The organism is Streptomyces sp. NPDC007095 (assembly GCF_040634475.1).
GTDB lineage: Bacteria > Actinomycetota > Actinomycetes > Streptomycetales > Streptomycetaceae > Streptomyces.
The window spans coordinates 1-13,727 of the sequence record NZ_JBEYFS010000161.1 but is presented as its reverse complement, the minus strand read 5'-3'; the positions used below and the strand labels follow the sequence as shown (position 1 = coordinate 13,727).

Sequence of the window (13,727 nt, the reverse complement as noted above, 5' to 3'; positions counted from 1 at the left end):
CGCTTCCTGACGAATGAGCCTCACCACGAGCGGCGGCAAGGTCCGCGTAGGCATCACCGACCACGCCCAGAAGCAGCTCGGAGACCTCGTCCATGTGGAGCAGCCCAACATCGGCGACCGGTTCGACGCCCTGAGCGACGAACCCGAGCTGATCATCGAAGACCCGTACAGCGTTGGATGGCTGGTCGAGATCAGCATCAAGAACCGAGCCCCGACGGCCTGCTGAACGCGAAGGAGTACGACGTCTGCATCACGTCCGAGGATCAGGTTCTGCTGGTGGGTCAGGTGCGGAGCCTGAGGCGGATGGCTGCGGCGGTCACGGTGCCGTGAAAGACATACGCTCTCATGTCGAAGCGTGTCGAAGCGTGTGGCTACGGCCCGGGAGATCTTCAACTGGTTGACCAACCGCTCGACTTCGTTCCTGCGGGCATGGTGTCGGCCGGTACCCAGGCGAACGGCACCCCAGCCTTCTGGGCCTGAGTCAGCATGACGATGGCCAGTTCGGGCTTGGTGGCGAAGGTGACCTCGTCGGGAATCCCGGCCGCGCGGCAGCGATCGGGTCGACGGTCCACTCCTCGGGCAGGTACAGGCGCCGGCCGACGAAAGCATGCCCGGCAGTGGTGGCGTAGCTGAGCATCACCATGACCTGGAAGTTGAGGACATCGTCGGTCAGGCGGCAGAGCTGGAAGGCCACCCCGGCCATGCCCGGCCCGCTCGGCCGACGGCAGGCCGTTCTTCGCCGGGCAACCCGGCAAGCATCCCTTCGATGAACTGGACGAAACCTCCCGCGGCCCCGGCCCGTTGAACAAGTGTCCCGGCGAACCGGTCAACGCGGACAGTTCCGCATCCCACTCGGCATCCGCTCAGCCGTCACATCCAGCATCATGCCCGTTCATCGACGCCACTCGGGCGCCGTCACATGATTTCCGGCCGTAGTACAAGGGGCATGCCACCCGGAGCTGCGTTGCTCGGCCAGGGTCCACCGACACGCTCGGATGTTCGGTCCACGCTCGGGATCCGTACTCACAGCGCACCGACATTTGCACGTCATCCGTCACTCGGGTGTGGCCGCCGCCTTCCGTGCGCTGCTGGTACAGCGATGGTGCGCGCGCGAGCCATTACTGCCCCCATCGTGGGCTTAGCGTGGGAGCAACGACACCGATGCGCCTTGCGCGTGATCCGAGGTTGGGGTCGTTCTACGGCGAAGGACCACGACGTGGAGCACGCTGCCTCTCAGCGCCCTCCCCGGGACGCGACGTTTCCGTTTGTTCCACAGTCCTGGCCGTGCCCGACACCCGTACTTGAACCGATGTCGCATCGGCATTCGGTCACCTCACTCCCGTGGCCGCCTATGACAGGGCCACCGAAAGGACTTTCATCATGCGATTCCGCGGAAGACGACTGCGCAAGTCTCGCGTGCTGGCTGCCGCATGCGCCCTGGCCATCGCCGCGGTGGTGGTGCCGGCCACCCAGGTGGTCGCGCAGGCGACCACCACGGCGGAAGACGGCGGCACCAAGCCGACGATCGTGCTCGTACACGGTGCGTGGGCGGACGCGTCGAGCTGGAACCCGGTGATCAGCCGTCTCCAGCAAGACGGTTACACCGTCGTCGCCCCGCCCAACCCGCTGCGCGGCGTCGACTACGACGCGCAGACCCTGAAGAACTACCTGGCCACCATTCAGGGTCCGGTCGTCCTGGTGGGCCACTCCTACGGCGGCATGGTCATCACCAACGCCGCCGCGGGCAATCCCGACATCAAGGCCCTGGTCTACGACGATGCCTACATCCCCGCCCAGGGCGAGACCGTATTCCAGATCAACGCCGCCCAGCCCGGTTCGTGCGTCACCGCCGACCCGTCGACGTTCCTGAACCTGGTGCCCTACCCGGGCTCGCCCGAGGGCGACTACGACGCCTACCTCAAGACCGCACCCAGCGGCGCCTACAAGGGATTCGCGGACTGCTTCGCCAACGGCGTCCCCGGCGCCCAAGCCAAGCTCCTGGCGGCCGGCCAGCGCCCCTTCGCCGTCAGCGCCGGATCAGAACCGTCCGGTACGCCCGCCTGGCAGACCATCCCCGCCTGGGCCGTGGTCGGCACCGCCGACCACGTCATCCCCCCAGCTGAGCAGCTGGCCATGGCCACCCGTGCCGGGGCTCACATCACCAAGGTCAACGCCGGCCACCTGTCACTGATCACCCGGCCCGATGTGGTGACCGACGTCATCCTCGACGCCGCCCGAGCGGCCGACCGCTCCTGACAAGGTCGTCACAGCCCAGCCGCCGGGCGAGCTGGGCCACGCCTGCTTTCTCGTGAGCGTCCGTTTACGGGCTCTTCCTACGGAGGCCATGCCTGCCCAGGCAACAGTCACATCGAGGGCACCGGGTGAAGGCGACCGCCACAGCATGCCTGTGGGCAGGTTGACCGTCTCGTGCACGTCGTGGTGCGGGCGCGGGCGCGCGTGAGATCGCCGGATCGGTACGCCGCGTGCCATTGTGCCGTCGCCTCGTACCGGTTCCGATTGGGCTCCCGGGGTTGCACTTGCTCACCCGGGCACGGCTTCTGCTTCATCGTGCATCGATGGCCGGTGAAGTGGCCGGGTCGTGTGCGGCCCCTGCCAAGATCCGTTCTTAGTAAATGAGTACGCATGCGGAAGCCCGTTGGTCCGAGACGGACTCGGCTCGATCCGTTGATCGGCATGGCTCCTGGCGCTGGTGCGCGCCGAACTCTGTGCTTCCCGGTGCGATGTCGTGCTCTTGATAAGGAGTCCCATGCCTGATCACACAAACGAGGCGCGCTTGGTGCCGGGGGTCGTCGTACAGGCCGACGACCCCCTCACCCGAGACGGCACGGTCGCCTTCCTGGCGGCGCACGAGCGGGTCCGGCTGTTATCGGACGACCAACTGGCCGAGGCCGATATTCTGGTCATGCTCACGGCGACGGTCAGCGGCAAGACCCTTTCCGCGATGAGCCGTGCCAGCCAGAGCACCGGTGGCCGGATCAGGGTCGTGCTTGTCGCGGACCACATCTCGGAGCAGCAGTTGGCGCTCGCGGTCAACCACGGTCTGGCGAGCTTCCTGGTACGGCCGTTCACCAGCTTCACCCAGATCGTCACGGCGGCAGTCGAGGCGTACCAAGGGCGATCGGTTGTGCCTCCGACGCTGATGAACGTGCTGCTGGACCGGATGCGCACCATGCAGAAGAACGAATCGCCCATCGGGCTGCTGCCGGTCGAGCTGGCGCAGCGCGAGGTCGACGTGCTCAGACTCCTGGCCGAGGGCCTGGACACCGTGGAGATCGCCAACAAGCTCAGCTACTCCGAGCGCCTGATCAAGAGTGTCATCCAGACCGTGGTCAAACGGCTGGAGCTGCGCAACCGGACCCATGCCGTCGCCTACGCCATTCGCGTGGGCATCCTGTGACCGCCTCTGCCGAAAAGGGTAGGGCCGCCGTGCGTCCGTGCACGACACGGGTCCGAGGCCGCCGATGCGGACTTGTCCTGCCTAGGCTGACGCGCAGTAGAGCTGCACTGTGGTGGCCATGCCCCGAGACGGGCAGCTCTGCTGCGTGCTACCCGTCCTCCGGCGTCGGCCGGTCGGGTGGCCACACGGGCACAACGACGTCCATCGGTCGCCGTCGATCGATCACCCCCACCCGTTGACCGGGAAAGGCATGCAGATGAACTACCGTGAGCCGGACACCGGCCGCCCCGACCCGTCCGCCGGGGCGTCGGCCGGTCAGGCGGTGTGGGAAAACGAACTCCCGTGGCAGTTAGCGCCGTTGGGGGAGACGGGAGAAGCCGGCCCGGCCTCCGCTGCCACCGCGGGGTCCCTGAGCTCCGACGGTACCGGCCCGCGCGCCGAGAGGGCCGACCCTCCCACGACACCCACCCCGGCCTTCGCGCCCGTCCCGGTCCCGGCGACCACCGGGGTCCGGGCGCCCCGCCCCGAGCCCGACGCCTCCGCCGCTCCCCGCAGGCGGCGTCACCGGGGCCGAGGTGCCCAGAGCCCCTCCGTCGGGCCCGACGTCCAGACGGAGGGGCGTGCCACGTCCCGTGTGAAACTCGCCAAGCCTGTGCTGGCCGGAGCGGGCGTACTCAGCGCACTACTTCTGGTGGCGCCCGCCCTGTTCGGGGAGCACTCACCCTCGCACTCGGTCAAGGCCGGGGCGGAGGATCCGAGCGGGGGCTACGCACCGGAAAAGCAGTACCCGGACACCGGCAGCAGCGCGTACCCGCAGCCGGAAGGTTCCGGCACAGCCAAGAGCAACGACAGCGGGGCCGACAGGGCCCACCGCATCGCCGAAGTGGCCGCGACCTTGCCCACCCATGAAACACGGCTCGTGAAACCGATGTCCGAGCCCCACGCCTCCGCCACCTCCGCCCCGGCTGAAACGCCGCATGCGAGCAGCACTCCGCAGAACCACTGGACGACGACCGTGGTGAACGGCAACAGTGTGCTCGAACCCGGCCAGAGCTGGGTCACCAACCGGATCATCCTGGCCTTCCAGGGTGATGGCAACCTGGTGCTCTACGACAAGAAGGGCACCCCGCTGTGGTGGTCGGGCACCGTGGGGCAGGGCGCCATGGCGGCCTTCCAGGGCGACGGCAACCTCGTGGTCTACACGCAGGACGGGAGGGTTGCCTGGGCCTCGAAAACGATGGGCCACGACGGCGCCCAACTGGTCCTCGAAGCCGGCGGAAACGTCACCATCCGGTCTGGCGGCGCAGTGCTGTGGTCCACCGGTACCACCATGTGACGACCATGTGACGGCACGTCACTCAAGGGGACACCCCTCCTGATCGTCCGTCCCGTCCGCTTCCCCGAGGACGGGACGGACCGCCGTGCTGCCCGCCCACGAACGGGGCAACACGTCCGGCTCTCCGTGGCCGAGCCCTGAGGCGGCTGCGTGCGTTCGGGCAGACGCCCCGACCGTCCATGCACGAAGCTCGGCCCGCCCTGGCGGGTATCCATCCCCGTTTCTAAGTTCACCTGGCAAGAGGTCTTGCCGGCTGGAGATGCACCTGATGAACACCATCGTTGTCAAACGCCCACCGCGTGCATCTGGGCCCCAGATACCGGAAGGCCAGATCGAGCTGGCCCAGCCTCCGGTGCTCGGTGAACCGGCCGTGGCCGACCTCGGTTCCGTTGTCGTCATGCTGCCCATGGGTGTCGGCGCCGGGGCCATGGGGATGATGTTCGTCGTCGGCGGCTCCGCGACCACGTACATGATGTCCGGGATGATGGGCATCTCGATGATGTCCATGGGCCTCGGCCAGATCGGCCGGTCGGGCTTCGAGCGCAAACGGCGGATGCGGGCGGAACGCCGTGACTACATGCGCTATCTAGCCCAGCTGCGGGGCCAGGTCCGGGAGGCCGCCGCTGCCCAGGTCGCCGCCGCCGTGCACGACAATCCCTCGCCGCAGCAACTGTGGTCCCTCGTCCAGGGTTCGCGTGTCTGGGAACGCCGTGCCGCCCACGACGACTTCGCCAAGGTCCGCATCGGACTCGGCACCCGGCGTGCCGCCCTGGAACTCGTCCCCCCGCAGACCAAGCCCGTCGAGGACCTCGACCCGCTCACCGCGATCTCACTGCGCCGGTTCACCGAGGCCTTCCAGACCGTGCCGGGCATGCCGATCCCGGTGGCGCTACGCAGTTTCACCAGCGTGGAGTTCGCCGGCGACATCGACGACGCCCTGGACCTGGTGCGGGCCATGCTCGGACAGTTGGTCGCCCTGCACTCGCCCGACGAACTGCGCGTCGCCGTCCTCACCGACCGGCGGGACCGCGAGGCCTGGGAGTGGGTGAAGTGGCTGCCCCACAACGCCCACCCCAGGGAACGGGACCAGGCGGGCCCCCTGCGGCTGGTCGCCACCGACCACGGCGACCTGCTCGACCTGCTCGGCCCGGACGTCCTCGACCGGGGAGACCACGACCCCCAGGCCGCCCCCAGCGCCGCCGAACCCTTCGTGGTGGTCGTCGCCCACCGCGCGCAGATCCCGCCCGACTCGCGCCTGCTGGGCAACGGCCTGCGCAACAGCGTCCTGCTCGACCTCACAGGCGCCATGCCGGGCGGTCCCTCCGTTCTCCGTCTGACCGCGGAGGACGGCGATGTCTCCTTCCCGGTCGGTGACGACGCGCAGGCCCGGGCCGAGGCGGACGCGCTCAGCCAGGACGGTGCCGAGAACCTGGCCCGGCTGCTGGCCCCCATGCGCACCAGCGGAACCATCGACCTGACGGACAACCCCTTCGACTCGAACTTCGAACTCACCACCTTGCTCGGCATCCGCGACCCGCGCACCTTCGACGTGGCCGCCCAGTGGCGGCGCCGCACCGACCAGGCGGCGCGGCTGCGGGTGCCCATCGGGGTCACCGAGGACGGTGAGGTCGTCGAACTCGATCTGAAGGAGTCCGCCCAGGCCGGCATGGGCCCGCACGGCCTGCTGATCGGTGCCACCGGCTCCGGCAAGAGCGAACTGCTGCGCACCCTCGTCGTCGGCCTCGCCGCCACCCACTCCTCCGAGGTCCTCAACTTCGTCCTGGTCGACTTCAAGGGCGGCGCCACCTTCCTCAACACGGAACGACTGCCGCACACGTCGGCCGTCATCACCAACCTCGCCGACGAACTCCCGTTGGTGGACCGCATGCAGGACTCCATCAACGGCGAACTGATACGACGACAGGAACTGCTGCGGGCCAGCGGACACGCGTCGTTGTACGAGTACGAGAAGGCCCGGCTGGCCGGAGCGCCGCTCGCCCCACTGCCCTCGCTGCTCGTCATCGTCGACGAGTTCTCCGAGCTGCTGGCCGGCAAGCCCGAGTTCGTCGAACTCTTCGTCACCATCGGCCGAGTGGGCCGCAGCCTCGGCGTGCATCTGCTGCTGGCGTCGCAGCGGCTCGACGAGGGACGCATCCACCGCGTCGAAGGACATCTGTCCTATCGCATCGCCCTGCGCACCTTCTCCTCCATGGAGTCACGCAGCGTCATCGGCGTCGCCGGAGCGTACGAGCTGCCGTCCACCCCGGGCAACGGCTACCTCAGGGTGGACACCACCAACCTGGTGCGCTTCAAGGCCGCCTACGTCTCCGGCCCCTGCCCGCAGTCGCCCACCACGGGACCGGTGGCCGAATCCACGGCGGCGGCCCCCGGCGAGCTGGTGGACTTCGGCCTGGACCAGCAGCGCCCGGTGCCCGGGACGGACGAGCCGGCCGAGACACGCCACGAACCCGAACCCGCTCCGCAGCCGGACAGCGACGAGAGTCTCCTGGACGTCCTCATCGACCGGCTCACGGACGCCGGCCCGCCCGCCCGGCAGGTCTGGCTGCCGCCGCTGGCCGAGTCGCCCAGCCTCGACCAGCTGCTGCCAGGCATCGTCCCCGACCCGGTACGCGGCATGACCGCCGAATCGCCCGATCTGGGCAGCCTGCGCGCGCCGCTCGGCATGGTCGACCGACCGCACGAGCAGATACGCGAACTCCTCGTCGCGGACCTCTCCGGTGCGGGCGGACACGTCGGCGTGGTCGGCGCCCCACAGACCGGCAAGTCCGCCCTGCTGCGTACGCTGATGCTGTCGCTGGCGCTCACCCACACCCCCGAGGAAGTGCAGTTCTACTGCCTCGACCTCAGCGGCGGCGGCCTGGTCTCCACCGCCGGCCTCCCCCACGTAGGCTCGGTCGCCACGCGACTGGAACGTGACAAGGTGCTGCGCAGCATCGAGGAGCTCGCGCAGCTCCTGGAGCGCCGCGAGCAGACCTTCACCGCACGCGGCGTCGAGTCGATGGCCGCCTACCGTGAACTGAGGCGCTCCGGCGGAGTCGACGACCCCCACGGAGACGTCTTCCTGGTCGTGGACGGCTGGGGAACGCTCCGTCAGGAATACGACGACCTCGACGACCGCATCACCGCCATCGCCGCGCGTGGCCTGTCCTTCGGCATCCATGTGGTGGTGTCCGCGGTCCGCTGGTCGGAGATCCGCAACAAGCTGCGCGACTTGCTCGGCACCAAGTTCGAGCTGAGGCTCGGCGACACCATGGAGTCCGAGGTCGGCTCCCGCCAGGCCGCCGGCGTGCCGCAGCAGCCCGGTCGCGGACTGACCTCCTCCGGCCTCCACTTCCTGTCCGCGCTGCCCCGGCTGGACAGTTCGTCGGCCACCGACGACCTCACCGCGGCCACCAAGATCGCCGCCGCGGAGATCGGAACCTTCTGGACCGGACGCACCGCTCCGGGCGTACGGCTGCTGCCCAGCACCCTGCCCATCGGGCAACTCCCGGCACCCGAAGGGGACCTGCGGGTCTGCCTGGGCTGGGACGAACAGCGACTGCAGCCGGTGTGGCACGACTTCTCCGCCCACGCGAGTCTGCTCGTCTTCGGCGACGGCGAGACCGGCAAGACCAACGCGCTGCGTCTGGTCGCCCGGGCGATCACCACCCGCTTCTCGCCGGACGAGGCACGCATCCTGCTCGGTGACCCCGGACGCGGACTGCTCGCCGACGTGCCGGAGGAGTACCGCGCCGGGTACACCGTCGACGCCGACGGGCTGCGGGAACTCGCCAACAGCGCCGTGATGACCATGACCAAGCGGCTGCCCGGCCCCGACGTGTCGCCCGAACAGCTCGCCCAGCGCGACTGGTGGCAGGGACCGCGCTTGTTCATTCTGCTCGACGACTACGACCTGTTCGTGGCGAGCAGCCTGGACAGCCCCACCACCCCCCTCGTGCCGCTGCTCGCACAGGGCACCAACATCGGCATGCACCTGGTCATCGCGCGCTCCACCTCCAGCGCCATGCGCGCCATGATGGAACCGTTGCTGCGCCGGGTCTGGGAGCTCGGCAACCCGGCCCTGGTGCTCTCCTACCCGAAGGAGGAGGGCAAGTTCATCGGCGAGGCCAAGCCCCGCACGCTGGTCCCCGGCCGAGCCCAGCTGGTCACCCGGCGCGACGTCAGGCTCATCCAGACCGGCCTGGTGGACGACGCCTGACCCCTCCCCGCGGCGGGTCGGACCTCCGCCACTCAGTCACCACTCAGGCCGTCTCACAGGAGCGCAGGAGCCCAGCCCCCATGACCCTCTCCAGCATCATGCCGGACCTCGACGGTACGGCCGTCTGCCGGATCACCGTCGTCGGACCGGAGCGCCGCGCCGACCTGGGCGTGCCCGGGACCGTCACCCTGGGCACGCTCCTGCCCGTTCTCGCCGCGCGGCTCGCACCGGACGGCGCGCCCGCCGGCGGTTACGTCCTGCAGCGTCTCGGCGAGCAGCCGCTGGACCCCGACGCCACCCCCGAGACCCTGGGCCTGCGCCACGGCGACGTCCTGTACCTGAGCCCGGTGGAGGAGATCCTGCCCCCGCTGGTCTTCGACGACCTCGCCGACGGCGTCGCCACGGTCGTTGGCACCCGCTCCGACCGCTGGCGGCCCGAGCTGACCCGGCGTCTCTTCCTCGTCCTGGCCTGCCTCACCCTGACGGCGCTCGCCCTGGTCACCCTGACCGTCGGACCCGGCGGCCCCACGGCCGCGCAGTCCGGCGCCGTGGCCGTGGCCCTGCTGGCCGGATGCCTCCTGACCGCTCGGAGCGGCGCCGACCGGGCCACGGTGCTGGTGACGGGGGTGGGCGGCTGGGCGTTCGCCGCGGCGGCCGGTCTGACGCCCTGGCGCGGCGCGATCGCGCTCGGGGCACCCACGGGACACGAACTCCTCGCCGGTGCCGCCTGCGCGGCCGTGGCCGCCACGGCGCTGCTGGTCGCAGGAAAAGTGCCGGTCCGGCTGTTCGGCGCATTGCTGACCGTGTCGGTCGCCGCCGAAGTCGGCGCCTTCCTCTCCGTCGACCTGGACTGGTCGGGGACCACCGCCTGCTCGGTGGTCGCCGTCACCATGTTCGTGCTGAGCACCGTCGCACCCCGGCTCGTCCTGCGCCTGGCGGGGCTGCGCGTGCCCCAACTGCCGCGCAACGCGGACGAACTGCAGGAGGACGTCGAGCCTGCCACCGAGCCGGTCGTCGCACGCCGGGTCGCCGCCGCCGACGCGCACCTCACGCTCTTCACCGTCGGCGCGTCCGTGATCTACGCACTGGACCTCGTGCTCCTGACCCGCCACTCCGGCTGGTTCGACTGGCTGCTCGCGCTCACCCTCGCCGCCGCCGTGACCCTGCGCTCCCGCAGCGTCACCGAGACCGGGCAGCGCATCTCACTGGCGCTGTCCGGGACGCTCGGCCTGATCCTGGCCGTCACCTGGCTGCTGGAGTCCGGCGGGACCGAGGCCCGTGCGTTTCTGGTCGTGCTGCTGCTCGCCGCGGTGGCGCTGCTGCTGCTCGCCGCCGGACAACTGCCGTCCATGCGGCTCCTGCCCATCTGGGGTCACACCGCCGACATCCTGGAGACGGTCACCGCCCTCGCCCTGGTACCGCTGCTGCTCCAAGTGCTGCACGTCTACTGGTACTTCCGCACCCTGGCCGGCTGAGAGGACCCCGTGCAAAGCCGTCGTGACCATGTCCACGCATACCAGTTCGCCACCGGAAGGCTCGCGGCCGCGCTGGTGTCGGGAGAACCCTCCACGGGGGAGCCGCCGGCCCGCCGGAGTGTCCTCGGCGTGGTACTCGGAGTTCTCCTCGCCGTGCTCGCCTGCGCCGGGTTCGCCATCTACGGCCTGATCAAACCGGGCGGCAACACGGCCTGGGCCAGGCCGAACGCCATCGTCGTGGAGAAGGAGACCGGGACCCGCTACCTCTACGTCGACGGCGTCCTGCATCCGGTGGCCAACTACGCCTCCTCCCTGCTGGGTGCCGCCGGGTCGGCCGGCGGCACCACCGTGCACACCGTCTCCCGCAACTCCCTCGCCCACGTGCGCCGCGGAGTGGAGATCGGCATCCTCGCCGCGCCCGACTCCGTACCCCAGGCGTCGGCACTGCTGACGGGTGACTGGACCCGGTGCCTGACGCCCCACCAGAACCAGGGTGAGACGGTCGACTTCGCGCCCGCCGATCCGTCCCCGGCCCGCAGGTCGGCGACCGGCCGGCGCGTCCTGCTGCGCGCCACCGACGGCACCCAGTATCTGCTGTGGAACGGCACCCGGTACCGCCTCGGCGACCGCTCCACCCTCGTCGCGCTGGAGCTGGACGGACAGGACCCGATCCCCGCCCCCGAGAGCTGGCTCGCCGCACTGCCCGCGGGGCCGACCGCCGGCGCCGCCGACGTGCCCGGCCGCGGCAGGCAGGGCCCCCGGGTCGGCGACCGGGAGGCCCGCGTCGGCGACGTGTTCACCACCGGAACGGACGGCAGGGGCCCCACCCAGTTCTACGTGCTGCGCTCCGACGGCCTGGCCCCGCTGACCCGCACCGAGTTCGAGCTGCTCGCCACCAGCAAGGGTGCGGCCGAACCCCGTCAGCTGACCCCCAGGGACATCGCCGCGGTCGGCAGTTCTGCCGACCGCTCCCTGCTGCACCGGCTGCCCGATTTCCTCTCCGGCCCCGTCCTGCGCCCCGGCGGCTCGGCGGTGTGCCTGCGGCAGCACACCACCGGCGGCACCAAGGTGCACACCACGGTCACCCTGGAAGACCGTCCCGCCGCCTCGGCGCCGCCCGCCGTCGTCCCCGTCGGCCACGGGCTGCTGGTGCAGGCCCTCCCGCTGCCGCCGCGCGGCGTCACCCCGCAGGTGTACCTGGTCACCGAACTGGGCGTGAAGTACCCGCTCGCGGACGGCGCCGCCCTGTCGGCCCTGGGCTTCGGCGGCGGGCAGGTGCGTGCCGTGCCCCGTTCCCTCCTCGACCTCCTGCACACCGGCCCGGCGCTGTCCCGCACCGAAGCTCTGGCCGCCGTGCCCGCGTTCCCGGCCGGTTCTCCGTCACCGTCCGCCACCGCCTCCAAGGGCCACTGATGGCACTCGGAGTCAGGCTGCGCCGGGACGCGGAGGCACTCGACCTGGAGGGCCGCCGGGTCGGCCACACGCTCCTGGTCCATCCCAAGGGTGAACTGAGCGGGCAGGCCCTCGCCTTCGCCGAGGGGCTGCCCGCCGACCCCGAACACCAGGTCGTCGTGCTCGACCTGCCGAGTGACACCACCGACGCCACCTGGACGGTCCTCGCCCGACTCCTCGGCCGCGGCACCTCCGACGGCTACCGCCTGGTCATGGGCCGGAGACTGCCCGGCGGCATCGTGCCGGTCGGGCAGTGGCTGGCCGACCGGCTCGACCGTGCGGTCGTCGTGCCCGACGGTGCGCTGGTCCCGGCGGCCGGCGGTGTGCTCTACATCCCCGCCGACGGCGGATCGGGATGGGTACGCCTACGTCCGCGCCGGCAGCCCACCCCCGTAGCGCGCCGCTTCCCCAAGCCCGTCTGGGAGTTCAGCGTGTCCGACCGGGCCTGGCGGACCAGCGACCGGAGCGTGGTCGATCCGCTGCCCAGCGGGGTGTGGCTGCGCGGCGACGGCCACGAGGACGCGCTCTCCCCCCACCGGGGCCTCCTGGTGTCCCGGCTCGCGTACCGGCCCGACCTGCTGACCGTCGTCCTCGGCTGCCCCGGCGGGGACGCTCTGCCGCTGGACGACGTCTCCAGGTTCTGGGACTCCCTGCTGCCCGGCGTCCGCGACCTGGTGCGGTTCGTGGCCTACGGACCCCTGGCCGTACCGGAAGGAAGCAGCCCAGGCCAGGCGCTGGCCGACCGGCTCGGCTTCCCGGTGACCCTCGACAACGGCCTGCCGGTGAGCCATGCCGCGGGGGACACCCCCGAAGTACATGCCCTGGACGCCGATGGCTCACTCGGCTGGGCCGCCTTCGCCCGGCAACTGCGCTACACCCCGGCCAGGTCGACCGGTGGGCGGCCCACCGGGCCCGTGGTGGTCGGGTACCGGTCCGTGCTCGACGACCTCCCGGAAATCGCCCCGGGCCGCTACCAGTACGACGAGGCCGTGCTCGAGGTGGTGCCCAGCGGCCTGTGGCTGCGTCCGTCAGAGGAACCGGCCGAGGCCGCCGTCATCCGCTCCTCCGCGCCGTCGGCCCGGCACATCAACGTCGTCTTCGGCACGGTCGCGCACGCCACCGGCCGTATGCGCGAACTGGCCGAGCGTCTGCTCCAGCGGCTCGACCCCGCACTGCGCACCCTTGTCAGACTGGTACCCGCAGCGCAGATGGTCCGGCACGCAAGGGCGCATGAACTGACCGCCGCTCCCGCGCGTGCGGCTGTGACCGGCGTGGCGCATGGCAGGCCACCGGAGGGGGCAGCGGGCGGGTCGACGGCCCTTGAGCCCGGCGCCGCGGCCGCGGTCCCCGCCGCTCCCGCCGGGGTCACCGCGCCGGCCGCCGCCGTCGTGTACGAGCCGACCGGCCCATCGGCCCGGCCGGCCACCGCTGCACCGGTCGTCGGCAACGCGTTCGCCGGGCAGCACCCGCGGACAGCCGCCGCCGAGGCGACGGCGACGGGAGTGACTCCGGCCGCGGTGCCGACGACCGGGGTCACGAACACCGGAGTGACGGCCGGTGCGCCTATCGAGGTGGCGGGCGGTGGGCCTATCGACACGACGGTCGGTGCCAGGCCCGTGGGAGTCGCCGGACCGGCTGCGGACCCGGCTCCGGCGGGGGAGCGGACGCCCGGCTCGCCCGCCGGTGTGACCGAACCCGAACCGTACATCTGGGCCGCCGCGGCGTCCGCCACGGCGCCGCCCCCCGCCCCCTCCCCCTCCGGGGACGAGGGCAACGCCCCCGCACCGGACGGTTCCACGGGGCCGGCTGCCCCGCACCCACCGTCCC

General features: G+C 71.1%; 7 protein-coding genes and 3 pseudogenes. 8 read left to right on the top strand and 2 right to left on the bottom strand.

All coding sequences use genetic code 11. The features are described from left to right. Positions 1-13: 13 nt before the first annotated feature. Entirely contained in the window at positions 14-226 is a 213-nt protein-coding gene (locus tag ABZ656_RS39755) for a hypothetical protein (RefSeq protein WP_101402692.1), read from the top strand. A 55-nt stretch (positions 227-281) separates the two neighbouring features. Here the strand turns inward: ABZ656_RS39755 and ABZ656_RS39750 are convergent. Further along, positions 282-432, bottom strand: a pseudogene (locus ABZ656_RS39750) (IS5/IS1182 family transposase); the annotation flags it as partial. Positions 433-434: 2 nt separating this feature from the next. After that, positions 435-703 (bottom strand): annotated as a pseudogene (locus ABZ656_RS39745) (transposase); the annotation flags it as partial. Positions 704-1,380: 677 nt separating this feature from the next. Between ABZ656_RS39745 and ABZ656_RS39740 the strand changes: the two are divergent. The 7 genes and pseudogenes from ABZ656_RS39740 to ABZ656_RS39710 all read left to right on the top strand — a co-directional run. Continuing rightward, entirely contained in the window at positions 1,381-2,256 is an 876-nt protein-coding gene (locus tag ABZ656_RS39740; protein ID WP_101402693.1) for an alpha/beta hydrolase, read from the top strand. 511 nt (positions 2,257-2,767) lie between these two features. Beyond that, entirely contained in the window at positions 2,768-3,418 is a 651-nt protein-coding gene (locus ABZ656_RS39735; RefSeq protein WP_101402694.1) for a response regulator transcription factor, read from the top strand. Between the two features lie 256 nt (positions 3,419-3,674). Further along, a complete protein-coding gene (locus tag ABZ656_RS39730; RefSeq protein WP_129592189.1) occupies positions 3,675-4,754 on the top strand; it encodes a hypothetical protein in 1,080 nt (359 codons plus the stop codon). Positions 4,755-5,022: 268 nt separating this feature from the next. Beyond that, complete coding sequence (gene eccCa, locus ABZ656_RS39725; RefSeq protein ID WP_101404006.1) at positions 5,023-8,973, top strand: type VII secretion protein EccCa; 3,951 nt, start codon at positions 5,023-5,025, stop codon at positions 8,971-8,973. Between the two features lie 80 nt (positions 8,974-9,053). After that, positions 9,054-10,448, top strand: a complete 1,395-nt coding sequence (eccD, locus tag ABZ656_RS39720) for a type VII secretion integral membrane protein EccD (protein ID WP_360274918.1) — start codon at positions 9,054-9,056, stop codon at positions 10,446-10,448. A 9-nt stretch (positions 10,449-10,457) separates the two neighbouring features. Then, complete coding sequence (eccB, locus tag ABZ656_RS39715; protein WP_101402697.1) at positions 10,458-11,861, top strand: type VII secretion protein EccB; 1,404 nt, start codon at positions 10,458-10,460, stop codon at positions 11,859-11,861. Then, a pseudogene (locus ABZ656_RS39710) lies at positions 11,861-13,727 on the top strand (hypothetical protein); the annotation flags it as partial. The gene eccB and the pseudogene ABZ656_RS39710, both read left to right, overlap by 1 nt.